18 protein-coding genes are annotated in these 18,147 nt (G+C 60.2%); 7 read left to right on the plus strand and 11 right to left on the minus strand.

Annotation, left to right across the window (positions count from 1 at the left end):
- From livG to AAIE04_RS07110, 4 genes are all read right to left on the minus strand, one after another.
- Positions 1 to 771 carry a high-affinity branched-chain amino acid ABC transporter ATP-binding protein LivG gene (gene livG / locus AAIE04_RS07095; protein WP_154747355.1) on the minus strand — a complete coding sequence of 257 codons (771 nt, stop codon included), beginning with the start codon at positions 769 to 771 and terminating at the stop codon, positions 1 to 3.
- Positions 768 to 2,051 (minus strand): high-affinity branched-chain amino acid ABC transporter permease LivM, encoded by a 1,284-nt coding sequence (locus AAIE04_RS07100; RefSeq protein ID WP_019455307.1) that lies wholly within the window; start codon positions 2,049 to 2,051, stop codon positions 768 to 770. The genes livG and AAIE04_RS07100 overlap by 4 nt, the downstream gene beginning before the upstream one ends.
- Entirely contained in the window at positions 2,048 to 2,974 is a 927-nt protein-coding gene (livH, locus tag AAIE04_RS07105) for a high-affinity branched-chain amino acid ABC transporter permease LivH (protein ID WP_019455308.1), read from the minus strand. The genes AAIE04_RS07100 and livH overlap by 4 nt, the downstream gene beginning before the upstream one ends.
- Positions 2,975 to 3,091: 117 nt before the next feature.
- Entirely contained in the window at positions 3,092 to 4,207 is a 1,116-nt protein-coding gene (locus AAIE04_RS07110; RefSeq protein WP_498576717.1) for a branched-chain amino acid ABC transporter substrate-binding protein, read from the minus strand.
- Between the two features lie 405 nt (positions 4,208 to 4,612).
- Here AAIE04_RS07110 and panM point away from each other — a divergent pair, with 405 nt between their 5' ends.
- Genes panM through AAIE04_RS07125 form a run of 3 tightly spaced genes read left to right on the plus strand, consistent with a single transcriptional unit; the run spans position 4,613 to position 8,281 of the window.
- Complete coding sequence (panM, locus tag AAIE04_RS07115) at positions 4,613 to 5,005, plus strand: aspartate 1-decarboxylase autocleavage activator PanM (RefSeq protein WP_019455310.1); 393 nt, start codon at positions 4,613 to 4,615, stop codon at positions 5,003 to 5,005.
- Complete coding sequence (locus AAIE04_RS07120; protein WP_498576718.1) at positions 5,002 to 6,219, plus strand: DUF3142 domain-containing protein; 1,218 nt, start codon at positions 5,002 to 5,004, stop codon at positions 6,217 to 6,219. Before panM ends, AAIE04_RS07120 begins: the two co-directional genes overlap by 4 nt.
- A 43-nt stretch (positions 6,220 to 6,262) precedes the next feature.
- Positions 6,263 to 8,281 (plus strand): hypothetical protein, encoded by a 2,019-nt coding sequence (locus AAIE04_RS07125; RefSeq protein WP_498576863.1) that lies wholly within the window; start codon positions 6,263 to 6,265, stop codon positions 8,279 to 8,281.
- Positions 8,282 to 8,343: 62 nt separating this feature from the next.
- On the opposite strand, the gene rpoH is transcribed toward AAIE04_RS07125, so the two are convergent.
- From rpoH to ftsY, 4 genes are all read right to left on the minus strand, one after another.
- A complete protein-coding gene (rpoH, locus tag AAIE04_RS07130; protein WP_004934345.1) occupies positions 8,344 to 9,201 on the minus strand; it encodes an RNA polymerase sigma factor RpoH in 858 nt (285 codons plus the stop codon).
- Positions 9,202 to 9,517: 316 nt separating this feature from the next.
- A complete protein-coding gene (gene ftsX / locus AAIE04_RS07135) occupies positions 9,518 to 10,471 on the minus strand; it encodes a permease-like cell division protein FtsX (protein ID WP_019455313.1) in 954 nt (317 codons plus the stop codon).
- Entirely contained in the window at positions 10,461 to 11,132 is a 672-nt protein-coding gene (ftsE, locus tag AAIE04_RS07140; RefSeq protein WP_004934337.1) for a cell division ATP-binding protein FtsE, read from the minus strand. The genes ftsX and ftsE overlap by 11 nt, the downstream gene beginning before the upstream one ends.
- Before the next feature lie 5 nt (positions 11,133 to 11,137).
- Positions 11,138 to 12,769, minus strand: coding sequence for a signal recognition particle-docking protein FtsY (ftsY, locus tag AAIE04_RS07145; protein WP_498576719.1), 1,632 nt, complete (start codon positions 12,767 to 12,769; stop codon positions 11,138 to 11,140).
- A 242-nt stretch (positions 12,770 to 13,011) separates the two neighbouring features.
- Here ftsY and rsmD point away from each other — a divergent pair, with 242 nt between their 5' ends.
- Positions 13,012 to 13,632, plus strand: a complete 621-nt coding sequence (gene rsmD / locus AAIE04_RS07150) for a 16S rRNA (guanine(966)-N(2))-methyltransferase (RefSeq protein WP_498576720.1) — start codon at positions 13,012 to 13,014, stop codon at positions 13,630 to 13,632.
- Positions 13,622 to 13,894, plus strand: coding sequence for a DUF1145 family protein (locus AAIE04_RS07155; protein ID WP_004934327.1), 273 nt, complete (start codon positions 13,622 to 13,624; stop codon positions 13,892 to 13,894). The genes rsmD and AAIE04_RS07155 overlap by 11 nt, the downstream gene beginning before the upstream one ends.
- Before the next feature lie 3 nt (positions 13,895 to 13,897).
- Here AAIE04_RS07155 and AAIE04_RS07160 read toward each other — a convergent pair whose 3' ends face one another.
- On the minus strand, positions 13,898 to 14,254 hold the full coding sequence (locus AAIE04_RS07160; protein ID WP_015376283.1) for a DUF2500 domain-containing protein: 357 nt from the start codon (positions 14,252 to 14,254) through the stop codon (positions 13,898 to 13,900).
- A gap of 265 nt (positions 14,255 to 14,519) precedes the next feature.
- On the opposite strand from AAIE04_RS07160, the gene AAIE04_RS07165 reads away from it, so the two are divergent.
- Positions 14,520 to 15,254 (plus strand): hypothetical protein, encoded by a 735-nt coding sequence (locus tag AAIE04_RS07165; RefSeq protein ID WP_498576721.1) that lies wholly within the window; start codon positions 14,520 to 14,522, stop codon positions 15,252 to 15,254.
- Positions 15,255 to 15,518: 264 nt separating this feature from the next.
- A complete protein-coding gene (locus tag AAIE04_RS07170) occupies positions 15,519 to 16,145 on the plus strand; it encodes a lysoplasmalogenase (protein ID WP_498576722.1) in 627 nt (208 codons plus the stop codon).
- Between the two features lie 42 nt (positions 16,146 to 16,187).
- Here the strand turns inward: AAIE04_RS07170 and AAIE04_RS07175 are convergent, their stop codons facing one another.
- The gene (locus tag AAIE04_RS07175; protein ID WP_025160390.1) at positions 16,188 to 16,565 is read right to left on the minus strand and encodes an AprI/Inh family metalloprotease inhibitor; all 378 of its coding nucleotides are present in this window, start codon (positions 16,563 to 16,565) and stop codon (positions 16,188 to 16,190) included.
- Positions 16,566 to 16,620: 55 nt separating this feature from the next.
- Positions 16,621 to 18,084: a serralysin family metalloprotease gene (locus AAIE04_RS07180; protein WP_019452520.1), complete on the minus strand. Its 1,464-nt coding sequence runs from the start codon at positions 18,082 to 18,084 to the stop codon at positions 16,621 to 16,623.
- Positions 18,085 to 18,147 lie beyond the last annotated feature (63 nt).

Here is an 18,147-nt window from a genome sequence, read left to right on the forward strand (position 1 = left end):
TTATTCTTCGCCCAAATAAGCCCGGATCACGTCCGGGTTGTTGCGGATCTCCGCCGGTGTGCCCTGCGCCAGCGGCGTGCCCTGATTCACCACATAAATGCGGTCGGAAATGCCCATCACCAGCTTCATGTCGTGCTCGATCAGCAGTACCGATACCTTATGCCGGTCACGCAGCTCGACGATCAGATGATCCAGCTCATCGGTCTCTTTCGGGTTAAGGCCGGCGGCCGGTTCGTCCAGCATCAGCAACTCCGGCCGGGTCACCATGCAACGGGCGATCTCCAGCCGCCGCTGCTGCCCGTAGGCCAGGTTGCCCGCCGAACGGTTGGCCATATCCAGCAGGCCGACGCGCTCGAGCCACTCCGCCGCGCGCGTCAGCGCCTCGGCTTCGGCGCGGCGGAAGGCCGGGGTTTTCAGCAGTCCGGCGAACACGCCGCTTTTCAGATGCTGATGCTGCGCCACCAGCAGGTTCTCGATCACCGTCATTTCACGGAACAACCGCACGTGCTGGAAGGTGCGCACCACGCCCATACGGGCGATGGCCTGCCCCGCCAGCCCTTCCAGATGGCGATCGCGCAATTTGATGGTGCCGCCGGTCGGGCGGTAAAAACCGGTCAGGCAGTTGAACACCGTCGTCTTGCCGGCGCCGTTGGGGCCGATCAGCGATACGATTTCGCCTTCGTTCAGCGTCAACGCCACATTGTTGACCGCCAGCAGCCCGCCGAAACGCATCGACAGGCCTTCCACCTGCAGTAAAGGTTGAACGCTCATGCCTGCTCCCCCTTGCCCGCGCGAATATCCGCCGCCTGCAGCTTCAGCTGCGGCCGTTTCATCGGCAACAACCCCTGCGGCCGCCAAATCATCATCAGCACCATCAGTGCACCCAGCAGCAGCATGCTGTATTCATTCAGATCGCGCATCAGCTCGCGCGACACCACCAGCAGGATCGCCGCCAGAATGACCGCGAACTGCGACCCCATGCCCCCCAACACCACGATCGCCAACACGAAGGCCGATTCGACGAAGGTGAAGGATTCCGGGCTGACGAACCCCTGGCGCGCGGCAAACAGCGTGCCGGCGAACCCGGCGAAGGCGGCGCTGATGGTAAAGGCGGTCAGCTTGATGCGCGTCGGGCTGAGGCCCAGCGAGCGGCAGGCGATCTCGTCTTCACGCAGCGCTTCCCACGCGCGCCCCAGCGGCATGCGCAGCAGGCGGTTGATGACGAACAGCGTCAGCACCACCAGCAGCAGCGCCACCAGGTACAGGAACACGATGCGATCGCTCGGATCGTATTTCAGGCCGAAGAAGTTATGGAAGGTATCCCAACCGCCGTCGCGCAGGCTACGGTTAAACTCCAGGCCGAAAAAGGTCGGTTTCGGGATCTGGCTGATACCGTTCGGCCCGCCGGTGATCTCGGTATTGTTCAGCAGCAGGATGCGCACGATCTCGCCGAAGCCGAGCGTCACGATCGCCAGATAGTCGCCGCGCAGCCGCAGCACCGGGAAACCGAGCAGGAAGCCGAAAGCGGCGGTGACGATGCCCGCCAGAGGCAGGCTCTCCCAAAAGCCGAGGCCGTAATAGTGATTCAGCAGCGCATAGGTGTAGGCGCCGATGGCGTAGAAACCGCCATAGCCCAACACCAGCAGACCGGACAAACCCACCACCACGTTGAGGCCGAGGCCCAGCATCACGTAGATCAGCGTCAGCGTGGCGATATCCACCGTGCCGCGCGACACCAGGAACGGCCAGGCGACCGCCGCGACGAGCAGCAGAGCCGCCAACAGCTTTTGCCGCGGCGTGGTGCCGTCGAAGCTCGGCAGCACGAACGCCGGGCCGGAGACCTTTTTCAGCCCCTGCTGCATCAGCGGGCGCAACAGCTGGAAGAGAAAGACGATGGCGCAGCCGATGCCGATCCACATCCAGCGCACTTCCGCCGCGCCGTGTACCACCAGTTTGGTGCCGTCCAGACTGAGCTGCATGCCCATCAGGAACGACGCCATCACAAACAGCACCGCCGTGGCGATCAGCGCATTAAGCAGATTGAGTTTCATACTTTCTCAACCTCCGGACGCCCGAGGATGCCGGTCGGCATGATCAGCAGCACCACGATCAGCAACGCGAACGACACCACGTCTTTGTACTCGGTGCTCAGGTAGGCGGAGGTCAATGCCTCCGCCACGCCCAGCACCAGGCCGCCGATCATCGCGCCGGGAATGCTGCCGATGCCGCCCAGGACCGCGGCGGTAAAGGCTTTCATACCGGCCATAAAGCCGATGTAAGGGTTGATGACGCCGTAGAACTGGCCGAGCAACACCCCGGCCACCGCCGCCATTACCGCCCCGATAACGAAGGTCAGCGAGATCACCCGGTCGGTGTTGATGCCCAGCAGGCTGGCCATCTTCAGGTCCTCCGCGCAGGCGCGGCAGGCGCGCCCCATGCGCGAATAGCGAATAAACAGCGTCAGCGCCAACATCGCCAGGAAGGTCACGATCCAAATGGTCAGCTGCATGGTGCTGATGGTGGCGGCGAAGCCGTTGCTTTCCCCCAGCACCCATTGGCCGGTCACCAGGCTGGGCAGCGCCAGATCGCGCGAACCCTGCGTCAGGCTGACGTAGTTTTGCAGGAATATCGACATGCCGATGGCCGAGATCAGCGCAATCAGGCGCTTGGAGTTGCGTACCGGCTTGTAGGCCACCCGCTCGATGCTCCAGCCGTAGGCGCTGGCAATGACGATCGAGACCAGGAACGCGGCGCCGATCAGCAGCCAGCCGACGTCGATGCCGAGCATCATCAGGGCGGCGATGACGATAAAGGAGACATAGCTGCCGATCATGTACACCTCGCCGTGGGCGAAGTTGATCATGCCGATGATGCCGTAAACCATGGTGTAACCGATGGCGATCAATGCATAGGTGCTGCCCAACGTTAAGCCGTTGAACATCTGCTGCAGAAAATAGAGGAGTTGCTCTGACATACTCTGAACCCTTGGCTGCGAAACCCGCCGGCGGAGAACCGGCAGGTAAAGGGAAGCGGGGCCGGCAAGCCGACCCACCGGGCGCAGCGCGCTGCGCCCCACCCTAATCATTATGGCTTATTTGATCGGTGTGGATGTGCCGTTGGCATGCCACTCGAACACGCCGAACTCGAAGCCTTTCAGGTCGCCCTTGTCATCCCAGCTCAACGGCCCCATCACGGTGTCAACCGGCTTGCCGGTTTTCAGAGCCTTGACGATGTCCGCCGGTTCCTGGCTGCCGCTGCGCTCCATGCCGGTGGTCAGCGACTGCAGCGCGGCATAGGTGGTCCAGACGAACGGGCCGGTCGGATCCAGCTTCTTGGCTTTCAACGCATCGACGATCGGCTGGTTGGCGGGCACCTGATCGTAGCGTTTCGGCAGCGTCACCAGCATGCCTTCCGAGGCGGCGCCGGCGATGTTGGACAGCGAGGAGTTACCCACGCCTTCCGGCCCCATGAAGCGGGTGGTCAACCCGGCCTGTTTGGCCTGGCGCAGGATCTGGCCCATTTCCGGGTAGTAACCGCCGAAATACACGAAATCGATATTTTCTTTCTTCAGGCGCGCCACCAGGGTGGAGAAGTCTTTGTCGCCGGCGGTGATGCCTTCGAACATCGCCACTTCGGTGCCCTGTTTTTTCAGGCTGTCGCGCACCGAGCGCGCCAGGCCTTCGCCGTATTGCTGCTTATCGTGCACCACGGCGATGCGCTTCGGTTTGATGTCGCTGAGGATGTACTTGGCGGCAGTCGGGCCCTGATCCGAATCCAGGCCGGTGGTGCGCAGGATCATCTTGTAGCCGCGGGTGGTCAGATCGGCGTTGGTGGCCGCCGGGGTAATCATGATCACGCCTTCGTCTTCATAGATATCGGACGCCGGCTGGGTGGAAGAGGAGCACAGGTGGCCGATTACGTAGCGAATGCCGTCGTTGATCACCTTGTTGGCGACCGCAACCGCCTGTTTCGGGTCGCAGGCGTCGTCGTATTCGACGCCGACCAGCTTGTCGCCCTTGATGCCGCCCTTGGCGTTGATGTCGGCGATCGCCTGGCGCGCGCCGGTAAACTCCATGTCGCCATACTGCGCCACCGGGCCGGACATCGCCCCGACGATCGCCACCTTGATGTCTTTCGCCATGGCCGCCTGGCTCATGGCCATCGCAATACAACCCGCCAGCAGTGCCTTACCTGTTGTTAATTTCATCCGCAAATCCCCATCTGTCGTTGTGAACGTACCTGTTGTGTTTGCCTGCGCCCGATCGTTATTGACCGCTTTTGTTATAAGTAATAATGATTTAGGCGTTTTGTCGGCATTATTTTCTAATAAGACTTTATTTTTCATGCCATTAAACAGGAATTTTCTGCTGCAAATCAACTTCATCTGGCAGAAACAAGCGGTGTAAACAGGATAAAATTCGAATTAAATCTGCGCTGTTTACCTTGAGGCGTAGCGCGTTGTGCTGGTTAACAATCCCTTTACTAACTATTTACTCGGAAAATGCCCCGTGCAAAAAACATATTGCACAGTAATCGTACAGAAAAACTTACACAACGCTCTGCACAAGATCTATTACACTGTCGGCATCATTTAGCTGCGCGGAAATTCTGCATGAAACTGACCATCGAGCGCCTGACCGCGCTGTCCCCGCAAGACCTTATCGACCTCGGTAAAATTTGGCCGCACCAGCAGCCGGAACAGTGGCAGAACTGGCTGAACGACGGCAAAGCGCTGTTCGCCGCCCGCTTTAACGAGCGCCTGCTGGGCGCGGTAAAAATCGTGCTGCAGGACGACCGCGCCGAGCTGCAGGATTTGCTGGTCCGTGAAGTGACGCGCCGCCGCGGCGTCGGTCTTTACCTGGTGCAGGATGCGCAGCGTCAGCTGCCGCAGGCAGCCCACTGGCAGCTGTCGACTGCCGGTCTGACGCCGCGCGAACGCGGCGAAGTCGATAACTTCATGCGCGCCTGCGGCTTCGCACCGCAGGGCGATCTCTGGCAAAAATGAAACGCCGGCTGGCGGCGCTGGTGCTGATTGCGCTGGGGTTGGCGGCCTGGTTCGCCGGGCGCCAGCAGGCGCTGCGCCTGCCCCCTGTCTGGGATCAGCAGGTTTATGTCTGGCAGCGGGTCTGGACGCCGCAACACGCCGATGCGCTGGCGCACAGCCGCGATCTGTTCACCGAGCTGCGAGTATTGGCATTGCAGGTGCATCCAGGCGAAGGTTGGCGAGAAATCCCGGCCGACCTTCGCTTGCTGCGGCAGGACGGCCGCCCGCTGTGGCTGGTGGCGCGCCTTGACGGCCAGCTGCCGCAGTTGGACCAGGCGGCCATTATCCAGCGTTTGCTGGCGCTGGCCCAGCGCTGGCAGACGGCCGGGCTGCACGTCACCGGCGTCGAGATCGATCATGACGCCGCCACCGCTCGCCTGCCCGACTATCAACGTTTTCTGCAGCAGCTGCGCCAACGGCTGCCCGCCTCTTTGCAACTCGGCATTACCGCCCTGCCGGCCTGGATCGGCTCACCCGACCTGCCCGGCATACTGCAACAGGCCGATAGCTCCGTCCTGCAGGTACACGCGGTGCTCTCACCACAGCAAGGGCTGTTTGACGGCCCGCTGGCGCTGCGCTGGGTACGGCAGTACGCCGCCGTCACACCGAAGCCGTTTCGCGTCGCGCTGCCGGCCTATGGCATGGCGCTGCTGGGTTTTGATGCGCAGGGCGCACAGGTGGAGAGCGAATCCTCGCTGCGCGTGGCGGGCAACGGCCGCGAGCTGACGGTCGCGCCGCGGCAGATCGCCGATTTTCTGCAAACGCTGACGCAGCAAACGCCGCCCCGGCTGCGCGGCATTATCTGGTTCCGCTTGCCGCTGGCGGACGATCGGCGCGCCTGGTCGCTCGCTACGCTACGAGCGGTGATCGAACGGCGGTCACTGAACGTCGACTGGCAGGTAAAATTTAGGCCTCAGCCACAGCAAAACGGGCTGTATGATCTGATAATTCATAACAACGGGCCGGTGGACGCCCCGCTGCCGCAAGAAGTGCTCATCCGCGCCGACGACTGTCTGGCGGCGGACGCGGTCGGTAGCTACCGGTTGGAATCCGCACCGCAACGGCAGCGTTTTATCCGCATCAGCAGCGATCAGCTGCGCGCCGGGCAATCCCGGCCGCTGGGCTGGCTGCGCTGCCAACAACTGACGCCAGGAGGCACCCTTGTCACACCTTGATACGCGCGCGGCACGGAACACCCGCCGCCTTCTTCCGCTGGCCATGCTGATCGGTGCCGCGCTGACGCTGCCGCTGAACGGCTATGCCTGCGGCCCGGATTTCCCTAACCGGCTGCTGATCGACCGCAACGGCACCCTGCTGTATATGCCGGAGGGCAATTTCGCCTTCGAAGCCGGCCGGCTGGTGCCGGCGGACAGTCAGTTGCCGCACTGGCAGGCCCCGCCGCCGCCGATGCCGCCGAAACCGATGCCGCAGTCGCTGGAAACGGTGGCGATCGGCAAAATGCGCGCCGCCAATACGGTGGAAGAAGCCGACGCCGTCAATACCCAGGGGTTATCCAATGCCGCGCGTCTTTATCAATTGGGGGCCGTCGCTTTCGCCAGCCACGATCCGCGCGCCACAGACTATTTCCAGCAGGTGTTGAAGCTGCCGGCCGCCGAGCAGGGCGATTGGGGACTGCGGGCGCAGTATTCGCTGGGGCGGGTATTGATGGATGACCACGGTACGCCGGTGAATGAATCTGGTGAAGCGGCTCCCGCCGCCGAGCATCCGCCCAAAGCCGAACTTGAACAGGCGCTGGCGGCATTCCAGCAGGTGATCGACCGGGTGAAAGGCGGCGCCGCCGATCCCGATCAGCTGGCGCTGAGCAGCCTTGGGCAGCAGGCGCGCATCCATCTGTGGCTGGGTGAGGTCACCCCCGCCACCCACCTGTACGCACAGCAGGCGGCGCAGGGCGATCCGAGCGGCGGGCAGTCGTTGCAGTACGTCTCCAGCTTCCTGGTCAACCCCGATCATTTGGACACGCTGAAACAGGCGATCGGCGATCCCTTGATCCAGCAGTTGGTAACCATTGAGCTATTCGCCCGCAGCGGCAACCTGCAAATGGCAGATACCAACGGTAACAGCCGCTCCGCGCAGATCATCAGCCAGATCCTGGCGCTGCTGGATGGCTCCGTGAAAAGCGGCTTCGCCGGCAGCGATCGGCTGGCGGCATTGGCTTACCGCTCCGGCCAGTACCCGATGGCGGCAAGCCTGTTGAAAAACGCCGGTGACAGCGGCCTCGCATGGTGGCTGCGCGCGAAAATGGCGCTGCGCGACGGCGACGTGAAAGCCGCCACCGCAGCCTACGCCAAGGCGGCAAGCGCGTTCCCCGCCGACGAAAGCTGGGGCGAACAGCGCAACGCCGACTTTGTCGCGGAAACCATCGTGCCCGAATGCCGGGTGGCCGGCGAACAGGCCATTCTGGCGCTGAACCGCGGCGACTATCTGCAGGCGATGGACCTGCTGTATCGCGGCAAAGCACTCTATTGGGCCGACGTGGCCGATGTGGCGGAGCGGGTGCTGACCGTCGATGAGTTGAAAGGCTTTGTCGATAAGCACGTCCCGGCGCCGACGACGCCACTCAAGCCGGTTAACCCGGACGACTACGGCGGCCAGCAGATCACGCCGGAGGTGCAGCTGCGCGAACTGCTGGCGCGGCGGCTGATGCGCGTAGGAAGAGCCCCGGAGGCGCTGGCCTACTTCGATATCCCCAACTACCGGCAGTCGGCGCAGCAGTACGCCGACGAGCTGAAGGCCGCCAAGGACAAATCCGCCGCACCACTGGCGCGTGCGCAGGCTTACTATCGCGCCGCCAACCTGCTGCGCACCCAGGGGCTGGAATTTACCGGCTATGAGATGACGCCGGACTACGCCATCTATGGTGCCGGCTATTCCTATCTGGGGGATGCGTTCGATACTCGCGAGCTGCAGCATAAAAGCTGGATCGACAGCGCAGAAGCGGCGCGCGCCAAGGCGGCGTTGCCGCCGGAAGACAACCGTTTCCTGCACTATCGCTGGCAGGCGGTGGGGCTGGCGCAACAGGCGGCCGATTTGCTGCCGCCGAAGAGCCAGGCCTACGCCGCCGTGCTGTGTAACGCCGCCAGCTGGGTTATCAAGCGTGACGCCAAAACCGGCCGGGCGCTTTATCAGCGCTACATCAACACCGGCACCCGCTACCCGTGGGCGGCGAAATTCGGCTACGACTGCCCGGCGCCGGACTTCGCCGCCGTAGCGCCATAACGCCGGATTTCAGGCATGAAAAAGCCCGGCTTGCCGGGCTTTTTTTCGAATATCGCGTCAACTCAGGCTTCGATCGCCATTTTCAGTTTCTTCATGGCGTTCTTTTCCAACTGGCGCACACGCTCGGCGGAAACGCCATACTGATCGGCCAGCTCCTGCAACGTCGACTTGTTGTCGTCGTCCAGCCAACGGGCACGAATGATATGCTGGCTACGCTCGTCCAGACCTTCCAGCGCATAGGCCAGCTTGTCTGCGGCGTTGCTTTCCCAGTTATCTTCCTCGATGCCTTCGGCGAAGTCAGAACTCTTGTCCTGCAGGTACAGCACCGGCGCCATCGACTGGCCGTCGCGGGCCTCGTCGTCCGGAGTCGGATCGAAAGTCATGTCCTGCGCTGCCATGCGAGATTCCATCTCGCGTACGTCTTTGCTGGTTACGCCCAGCTCGCGGGCCACCAGTTCCACTTCGTCCTGGTTGAACCAGCCCAAACGCTGTTTGGTTTTGCGCAGGTTAAAGAACAGCTTGCGCTGCGCTTTGGTGGTCGCCACTTTTACGATGCGCCAGTTGCGCAATACGTACTCGTGGATTTCCGCCTTAATCCAATGCACCGCAAAGGAAACCAGACGCACGCCGACTTCAGGGTTGAAGCGGCGAACGGCTTTCATCAGGCCGATATTGCCTTCCTGAATCAGATCCGCCTGTGGCAGACCATAGCCTGAATAGTTGCGGGCAATATGAGCGACAAAGCGCAGGTGAGACAGGATGAGCTGCTTAGCGGCATCCAGATCGCCCTGATAATGCAGCCGTTCAGCCAGCTCCCGCTCTTCCTCTGCCGTCAGCATCGGATAGGCGTTGGCTGCCCGGATATAGGCTTCCAAGCTACCTTGGGGTACTAAGGCTAAAGTTTGCATTTCTTTGGTCATTCAAACCCTCTCTATGAGAATACAAAATCATGCAGGTGATTATTACAGCGGGGAAATGATTGATTCTACGGCAGTTGCTGAAGCAAAAGCGGTTCCACACGCCGGGCACCTTAACATTTGCTGCAATTTTTGACCGTACTCCGCCCTATAAGTTCACCCTTTTTTGCAAGCATTGTTGCTGACAATACGTGACGAGGGTACAGGCCGATAGGGAATTTGTGCGCTAAGAAGAGAGGGTGGTGCTGACTTCGCTTGAGGTCACTCTTCTCCCGCAACGCGATCAAAAGCAGCAGGAGAAGAGTATACCAAAAAAATCTTACTGTGGTGTAAATCGGCGTAAATGTTGCACCGTCGCCAGCCAGGCGGCGATCCAACCGATCATCGCGGAGATGATCAGCAGCAGCAGCGCCTCATCCCAACCCAGCCCGTGCAGGGTGAAGGTGGTGCCGAACACCTTGGCTACGCCGGTAACCACCGACTCAAGCTGCCACACCAGCGCGCCGGACAGCACCAGCGACAGCAGCGCGCCGGCAAAGCCCAGCATCGCTCCGCCGTTGAGGAACGGCCGCAGAATAAAGCCGTCGGTGGCGCCGATCAGCTTCATCACGTTGATGGTGTCGCGACGGCTGAAAATGCTCAGACGCACGCTGTTGCCGATCACCAGGAACACCGCCACGATCATCAGCACGCCGATGATCGCCGCGATCTGGCCCGCCAGGCCGGTCAGCGCCGCCAGGCGGGCAAACCAGCTGTCATCCATACGCACTTCCTCCACGCCCTGCACCGCCGCTACGCGATCGCGCAGGGTGTTGAGGGTGTCCGAACTCTGGAAGCTCAGCTTCGGCGTGACGATCGCCACCGCCGGCAGCGGGTTCTCCTCCAGCATGTCCAGCGCGCCGCCAAAGCCCGACCAGTTGCGGAATTCGCCGCGCGCTTCTTCACGCGACAGGTAGTTCACTTTCTCCACCCCGGCTTCCGCCTTGATGGCGTCGAGCACTTTCAGCGCCGCATCGTCATCGAGCGATTTATCCAGGTAGACCGTCAACTGCGGCGTCGGGTACCACTGGCTGGCCGCGGTGCTGACGTTTTTCCACACGATGTAGCACACGCTCGGCAGCGTCAGGGAAATGGCGATCACCATCACCGTCAGCAGCGTCGCCAACGGCTGACGCAGCATGTCTTTGATGGCGTTCATCCAGGCATAACGCCACTGTTCGCGCCAGCCGCCGCGCAGCGCCTTGCTCTTGGCGGTTTTTGCGTTATTGGCCATGGTGAGCGCCCCCTTGCATGCGGCCCTGGCTCAGCGTCAGGATGCGGTAATTGCGGCGGGCGATAAGCCCGGTGTCGTGCGTCGCCATCAGGACGGTCACGCCGACGCGGTTGAATTCTTCAAACAGGCGCAGAATGCCTTCCGACAGCGCATCGTCCAGGTTACCGGTCGGTTCATCCGCCAGCAGCACCGCCGGTTTGTTCACCACCGCACGGGCGATGCCCACACGCTGCTGCTCACCGCCAGACAGCTGAATCGGGAAGTTCTTCGCTTTATCCAGCAGACCGACCTTATCCAGCGCGGCGGAGACGCGGCGACGGATGTCTTCGGTGCTGGCGCCGGCGATGATCAGCGGCATCGCCACGTTGTCATACACCGTGCGATCCAGCAGCAGGTGGTGATCCTGGAAGATCATGCCGATCTGCCGGCGCAGGAACGGCACCTCGCGGTTTTTCAAACGGCTGATGTCGTGACCGCCAAACCAGATGTGGCCGGCGCTGGGCCGTTCGATACCGCAAATCAGTTTCAGCAGGGTACTTTTCCCCGCGCCGGAATGGCCGGTCAGAAACGCCATTTCCGCTGGGCGCAGATGGAAATCTACCCCCTGCAGCGCTTGCCGTCCGCCCAGATAAGCTTTACTGACCTGTTCAAAGCGAATCATCCGTATTAATCCTCTCGGGCAAAAAGTGCCTCAATAAAATCGTCAGCCTTAAACGGCCGCAAATCTTCGATGCCTTCCCCGACGCCGATATAGCGAATCGGGATACCGAACTGATCGGCGATGGCGAAGATCACCCCGCCCTTGGCGGTACCGTCCAGTTTAGTCAGCGTGATGCCGGTTAAGCCCACGGCTTCATTAAATAATTTCGCCTGACTGACCGCATTCTGGCCGGTACTGGCATCGAGCGTCAGCATAACCTCATGGGGGGCCTGGTCGTCCAGTTTTTTCATGACGCGGACGATCTTCTTCAGCTCTTCCATCAGATGCGATTTGTTCTGCAGACGGCCGGCGGTATCGGCGATCAAGACATCGATGCCACGCGCCTTGGCGGCCTGCACCGCATCGAAGATCACCGAAGCGGAATCCGCGCCGGTATGCTGCGCCACCACCGGAATGCGGTTGCGCTCGCCCCACACCTGCAGCTGCTCCACCGCCGCGGCGCGGAAGGTGTCCCCCGCCGCCAGCATCACCGACTTGCCTTCCGCCTGGAACTGGCGCGCCAGTTTACCGATAGTGGTGGTTTTACCCACGCCATTCACGCCGACCATCAGGATGACATACGGGTTTTTCCCGCTGACATCCAGCGGCTGATCGACCTTGGCCAGAATTTCGGACATTTCCTCCTTCAGCTTGCCGTACAGCGCTTCGGCGTCTTTCAGCTGCTTGCGGCTGGCGTGCTGAGTCAGGGAGGTGATGATCTTGCGCGTGGTGTCCACACCAACGTCGGCGATCAGCAGCTGTTCTTCCAGCTCGTCGAACAGGTCGTCGTCGATCTTTTTGCCGCGGAACAGCCCCATAAAGCCGGAGCCGAGGTTCTGCTTGGTCTTCAGCAGGCTGCGCTTCAGGCGCGCGAAGAACCCCTCTTTGGTCGGGCGCTCTTGCTCTTGCGCAGCGGCCGGCACGACGGGTTCCAGCGGCTCTTCTTCCGCTTCCGGCTCTGGCTCAACGACTGGCTCGGGTTCAACAACCGGCTCAGGTTCGACGACCGGCTCAGGCTCAACGACCGGCTCAGGCTCAACGACCGGCTCAGGCTCAACGACCGGCTCAGGTTCAACGACCGGCTCTGGTTCAACGACCGGCTCAGGCTCGACAACCGGTTCGGGTTCAACGACTGGCTCTGGCTCGACAACCGGCTCGGGTTCAACGACTGGCTCTGGCTCGACAACCGGCTCGGGTTCGACGACCGGCTCGGGTTCAACGACCGGCTCTGGCTCGACGACCGGCTCGGGTTCGGTGACAGGTTGCTGCTGCGCCGCCACCTGTTCGGTAACGCTGACGATCTCTTCGGCCAGCGCTTGCGCCGCCGGATGTTCGGCCGCCGCAGGCAGATTTTCTGCGATTTGCTCGCCGGCCTGACCGTTATCCCACTCTCCCGGGGTGTCGACGGAGGCGGCAGGTTCAGATTCCTGGGCGGGGAGCTTGTCGTCCAGCTTGGCGGCGACCGGTTCAGCCGGCGTCTCCGCGGCCTGAGGTTCCGCCTGCTCTACCGACGGCTCAGGTTGCTGTTGCTCTTCTTCCTTCTCCTTCTGGCCAAAGCCCAGCCAGGAGAAAAACCCACGTTTCTTATCTTTTGCCATGTTATGACTCTACTCCGTACCGAAGGCTCGCTTACCCTACATACCTGAAGGATATATGCTGACAATAATCCGCCGAGTCTATCACTTTCCCTCGCGCAGCAACACGCATCCGGCATGCTTTCCGGCGTGAAATCAGACAACAACGTTTTACCGTTCCCCCCGACGCCCGTCACCGGTAGAATAGGGACAACTTTTCGTTAACCTCGGCGGCCCCGCGCCGCGAAAGAAACCAAACAACGCTTATGACAAGACTCTCGCCACGGGCGGCGGCCAAAAAACCGCCCCAGGCCGCAGCCGGACAGATCCGCATCATCGGCGGCCAATGGCGCGGTCGCAAACTCCCGGTGCCGAACAGCCCGGGGCTGCGCCCCACCACCGATCGGGTACGCGAAACCCTGTTCAACTGGCTGGCGCCTGTGATTCAGGGCGCACGCTGCCTCGACTGTTTCGCCGGCAGCGGCGCATTGGGGCTGGAGGCGCTGTCGCGCTATGCCGGCAGCGCCACGCTGCTGGAATTCGAACGGCCGGTGGCGCAGCAACTGGAAAAAAATCTGGCGCTGCTGCAGGGCAAAGGGGTAGTTATCAACACCAACGCGCTGAGCTGGCTGGCGGGCGATGGCCAACCGTTCAACGTGGTGTTCCTCGATCCGCCGTTTCGCAAAGGCCTGCTGGCGGAAACCGCTCTGTTGCTGGAGCAACGTGGCTGGCTGGCCGACGAGGCCTGGATCTATGTAGAAGCCGAGGCGGAAAGCGCCGCGGCGGACGTGCCTGCCAGCTGGCAGCTGCACCGGGAAAAGGTCGCCGGCCAGGTGGCCTATCGCCTTTATATTCGTTCGCAAGAGAAAACCGACCATGCTGATTAATCTGGGCCGCCTGCTGATGCTGTGCGTGTGGGGCTTCCTGCTCTCTAACCTGTTCCATCCATTTCCCAAGCCGCTGAAGTATTTCATCGACGTGGCGCTGTTCTTTATGGTGGTGATGCACGGCCTGCAACTGGTGCTGTTGAAATCCACCCAGCCGAAGGATCAGCCGATCAGCTACTGGCAAGAGGCCAAGATCTTTATCTTTGGCGTGTTCGAGCTGCTGGCCTGGCAAAAGAAACAGCCGCCCATCAAGAAGAAGTGACCGCTACGGCTGAGCGGTGAACGAGACGAAGCGCGTGCCCTGCATGTTCAACGTGCCCTGCGCGCCCTTTTCTATCGGGTTGTACTGCCATTGCTTCAGCCGCAACTGGATGTCTTCACCTCCCTGTACCGGGCTGAACACCACCTCGTAATTCATCGGTTCATTGACCAACGGCTCGCGCTGCGGCGCGCGGGTCTTGGTGACCGGCACCGCGCGTTTGTCGCTCACCGTCACCTGCAGACTGCGCATCGGCGCGCGATCGTTTTCCGCCTCCTGCTGCCGCTGCTTGAAGTAGCGTTGCGTGGCCAGCACGGCGATCAACGCAATCACGGCGACAAAAAATAACGGTGGCTTACTCATCGGTTTCCCATTTCCTTCGCGGCTAAATCAGCGTAAACATAGCACACCTGCACAACCTGACGTGAAACTCTATGCTCTCCCGAAGGGGGACAAAGCTGTAAGAACTTGCTCCGCCAATCTATTATAGATGTTCACAACGTTTCTCTGTTTGGAAATGGTTAATTATTATGCTAGCCTAAATCCGGAAATATATTAGCACCCCTCTAATTCTGAATGGCAACATAAAGACCTGCTAAACAATCGATCTTAATCAAACGGATTTGACATGGTAAAAATAAGCAAATTAGCTTGGACAGGCCTGGCGATCAATATCATTCTGGCTGCAATCACCCAGTTTTATTTATCTCAGAATGGCGCATTAAGCAGCTATGAAGAGCTGCTCCTTGAAGATTTCATTAAAATAGTTCTTATTATATTTGCAATATCAATACCTATGCAGGTTATCAGCCTGTTGCTTTTATCTAAAGCGCCGAAAACGGGCCGTGTGCTCGCCTTCATCGCCACCGTCATGATGTTGCCACTGAGCATGATCTTCTTCATCGGCTATCTGTTCAGTTATGAATGGCGTTACAACCGGGGGTTGACGCTCTTCAACGCCAGCGCTTACCCTCCGCTTGATGTCAGCCTGGGATTCAATGTGAAGCAATTTTCATTATCCGGGATATTATGTATCGTCCTCGGCATCGTTATCGCCCTGCTCGGTATCAACGTCGGTTGGGTGGTGGTCGTCGCCGGAGTGGTGGCATTGATCAATTCATTCCGCTTGGAAAACCGCATTATGATCGGCGTCTCACAAGATAATTTGATCATCACCCCGGCGCTATATGCCGAAACGTTTATCATGCCAATAAGTGACGTCACGCTGATACAAGACAAGCCTCAATCATTTAAGCTGAAAATTAAATCCGGTGGCGTTGATAGAACCTGTACCATTCTGAAAAGAAAACATCAGCAGGCGGATTTTGGAAAAGTCATCGCAAAAATTGCCACGAAAAAATAATGCCGTACCACCGATATCGATAGTAAAACGAGGAGGGAATACCTCCTCGCTTTTTTTTAGCACCGCATTCAAAATGCGATAGCGCATACTCCCCCTTGCCAGAATGCTACTCACAAGAGAAACTGCCAAACAGACCGGCCGCCGCCCGTACGCAAGAAAGCATTGTCGATCGCCGGCAGGCTACCTACACTGAAATGAAGAAGTGACATTGGTGACAGTTTGGAGCCGGTTGTTGCGGCTCCCTCATACATAAGGAAGACATAAATGAGTTGGCCGTTCCTTGCCGTATTCTTTTCCGGTTGGCTGTTCGTCGACGCCTCTTACCGTGGGCCGCGCTGGCAGCGCTGGGTGTTCAAACCCGTCACGCTGCTGCTGCTGTTGCTGTTGGCCTGGCAGGCGCCGGTGCTCAGCGCTGCGGGCTATCTGATTGTACTCGGCCTGCTGGCGACGCTGATCGGCGACGCATTGCTCCTGTTGCCGCGCGAACGGGTGCTGTACGCCATCGGCGCCTTTTTCCTGTCCCACCTGCTGTATACCCTGAGTTTCGCCAGCCAGATGACGTTCAGCCTGTTCTGGCCGCTGCCGCTGGCGTTGCTGGCGATCGGCGCACTGCTGCTGGCCACCGTCTGGACCCGGCTGGAAGAGATGCGCTGGCCGATCGTCACCTACGTGGCGATGACGCTGCTGATGGTCTGGCTGGCAGGCGAGCAATACCTCCTGCGCAGCACCGATTTCGGTTTTTCGCTGCTGACCGGCACCTCACTGCTGCTGCTGGCCAACGTAGTTTGGCTGATCAACCGCTACCGCTTTACCTTCCGCGCGGCGGACGCCATCGTAGCCTTCTGCTACTTCTCCGGCCACTTCCTGATCGTGCGCTCGCTCTACCTGTAAATACCTGCCGCGGGTTCGGCGCGCCGAACCCGTTTCTTCATATTACGCCAGCGCTTTCAACGTCAGGGCATCATCAGCGCCCAGCTGGTTGCGATACAGATCGCCGTCGCGCGAGAAGAACGCCAGCGTGCTGCCATCCTCCCTCAGCAACGCGATGCCGTCCGGCGCCGGGCGCCAGCCCGCCACTTCGGTCGCAAACACGCTTTGCAGACAACGTTGCCGATCCACCAGCTGATAGCCGTTGGTCTCACTTTGCTCACTGGCCAGAAACTCGATTTGGCATTGCCGTTCACTGTCGGCAACCTGCCATTGCCCCGCCAGCGACTGCGCGGTCGGCAGCGCCAAACTGCCGGCCATTACCGCACTCGTCACCATCATGCCTCCCGCCGCCAGAGCGGTGCGCGTTAGATTACCTTTCATTCCGGGCTCCCGCATGACGCCCGGCCGAGACAGCGCCGGGCGTTTCGTTGCTGTGTTACACGATAAAGTCGGTGGCAACGTCTACCTGGCCGACAATTTTCACCAGGAAGTCCGGCGCCTGATGGCCGCCGATGTTCACCGCCAGATCGGTCACGTTGTTGGACGCGTTGTAGCTGAGCAGCGCCTCACCGGCTGCGCCGCTGAAGTGATCGACGAAGTGGATGAAATCACTGCTATTCGCTTCTTTGTTGAAGAACGACAGGTCAATTTTGTCGATCCCTTTCTGGAAGTCGCGGATCCAGTCGGAGGCGCCCGGTGCGGACTCGCTGGCGGCAGTGTAGACGAAGGTATCCTGACCGGAACCGCCCCACAGCTCATCCGCCCCGCCGCCGCCGAACAGCACGTCATTGCCCGCGCCGCCTTTCAGCACGTTGTTGGCCGCGTTGCCGACGATCACGTCGTTACCGGAACCGCCAATGGCGTTTTCGATGGTTACACCGGCGGCGATCGACACGTTGCCCTTCAAACCGCCCACGTCGGAGAACGATTTCTCATTCAGGTTAATACGCTGGTTAGCGGTGTAACCGGAGAAGTCGAAGGTATCGTTGCCGCCCGCATCCCAGACCGCAAAGATCAGTTTCTGCGAGTTGCTGGTGGTGCTGAGGAAGTCACGACCGGTGTTGGAGTTGAAGCCATACACGGTGTCACCGGTGCGGGTCGACAGGTTAGCGCCATACAGGTGTTGAATGGCGGCAATGTCGTCCAGCAGCGGAGCGGCGGCGTAGTGACCGCCGTTATCGCCGCCGGTGTTGGTTTCACTCCAGTAGCTCATCAGGCTGAACTGACGGGTGTCTTCCGCATAGCTGGCGTCACGGTAGGTCGGGTTGCCTTCACCGGCGTTGTAATCGCCCGGATGGCTCAGACCCAGCGCATGGCCAATCTCATGGGTGAACGTCTGGCGGCCGTAGTCTTCGGTCGCCGGATGCTTCACGTTGGACTGGTTGACGTTGTACCAGGTCTGGCCGCCCAGATCCTGGCCCTGCCAAATGGTGTTCGGCAGGAAGGCGTAGGCCTGGGTGCCGTAATCATAGTGGCCAGGGCGATCCTGGCTGTAGTTGCCGAAGGTGATGTTGGCCTTTTGCCCGGCCGCCACTTCGGTGAAGGTGATATTGGCAACGTCGGCCCAGGACTGCAGCGACAGCTTAGCCTGCTGCTGCTGTTCCGCGCTGAACTTGCTCAGCCCGGTGTCGCCGGCGACGTTGGTGGCAGAGAACTTATAGTCCGGGAAGGAGAAGGTTAATTTGGCCGGTTGGCCAAATACCTTGTAACCGTTCCAGGTTTGGTTCTCACGGGTAATAAACAGCCCAGCTTGCTCGTTAGAAAATGAATCCTTGCCATTAATCTGAATCCCGTTGCCACGCTCATGATAATGCAGCAGGTCGGCTACAGCATCGTAGCCGGTTTTGGCGGCCGCGAAGTTGGACTCAGTAATTTCAATTGCCTTTTTAGTAGATTGCATTGGTTCGATTCCACTCATTACCTGATTGATATCAATCAGACAGATAGACATAACCTCCCCGTA

The organism is Serratia sp. Ae19-1, from assembly GCF_059801225.1.

Bases quoted from the DNA above. Each gene is read 5' to 3' on its own strand.
- ftsY (WP_498576719.1), bottom strand. From the start codon at position 12,769: ATGGCAAAAGATAAGAAACGTGGGTTTTTCTCCTGGCTGGGCTTTGGC.
- AAIE04_RS07175 (WP_025160390.1), bottom strand. From the start codon at position 16,565: ATGAAAGGTAATCTAACGCGCACCGCTCTGGCGGCGGGAGGCATGATG.
- rsmD (WP_498576720.1), top strand. From the start codon at position 13,012: ATGACAAGACTCTCGCCACGGGCGGCGGCCAAAAAACCGCCCCAGGCC.
- AAIE04_RS07160 (WP_015376283.1), bottom strand. From the start codon at position 14,254: ATGAGTAAGCCACCGTTATTTTTTGTCGCCGTGATTGCGTTGATCGCC.
- AAIE04_RS07125 (WP_498576863.1), top strand. From the start codon at position 6,263: ATGCTGATCGGTGCCGCGCTGACGCTGCCGCTGAACGGCTATGCCTGC.
- AAIE04_RS07180 (WP_019452520.1), bottom strand. From the start codon at position 18,084: ATGCAATCTACTAAAAAGGCAATTGAAATTACTGAGTCCAACTTCGCG.
- AAIE04_RS07110 (WP_498576717.1), bottom strand. From the start codon at position 4,207: ATGAAATTAACAACAGGTAAGGCACTGCTGGCGGGTTGTATTGCGATG.
- rpoH (WP_004934345.1), bottom strand. From the start codon at position 9,201: ATGACCAAAGAAATGCAAACTTTAGCCTTAGTACCCCAAGGTAGCTTG.
- AAIE04_RS07170 (WP_498576722.1), top strand. From the start codon at position 15,519: ATGAGTTGGCCGTTCCTTGCCGTATTCTTTTCCGGTTGGCTGTTCGTC.
- AAIE04_RS07120 (WP_498576718.1), top strand. From the start codon at position 5,002: ATGAAACGCCGGCTGGCGGCGCTGGTGCTGATTGCGCTGGGGTTGGCG.
- livH (WP_019455308.1), bottom strand. From the start codon at position 2,974: ATGTCAGAGCAACTCCTCTATTTTCTGCAGCAGATGTTCAACGGCTTA.
- livG (WP_154747355.1), bottom strand. From the start codon at position 771: ATGAGCGTTCAACCTTTACTGCAGGTGGAAGGCCTGTCGATGCGTTTC.
- AAIE04_RS07155 (WP_004934327.1), top strand. From the start codon at position 13,622: ATGCTGATTAATCTGGGCCGCCTGCTGATGCTGTGCGTGTGGGGCTTC.
- panM (WP_019455310.1), top strand. From the start codon at position 4,613: ATGAAACTGACCATCGAGCGCCTGACCGCGCTGTCCCCGCAAGACCTT.
- AAIE04_RS07165 (WP_498576721.1), top strand. From the start codon at position 14,520: ATGGTAAAAATAAGCAAATTAGCTTGGACAGGCCTGGCGATCAATATC.
- AAIE04_RS07100 (WP_019455307.1), bottom strand. From the start codon at position 2,051: ATGAAACTCAATCTGCTTAATGCGCTGATCGCCACGGCGGTGCTGTTT.
- ftsE (WP_004934337.1), bottom strand. From the start codon at position 11,132: ATGATTCGCTTTGAACAGGTCAGTAAAGCTTATCTGGGCGGACGGCAA.
- ftsX (WP_019455313.1), bottom strand. From the start codon at position 10,471: ATGGCCAATAACGCAAAAACCGCCAAGAGCAAGGCGCTGCGCGGCGGC.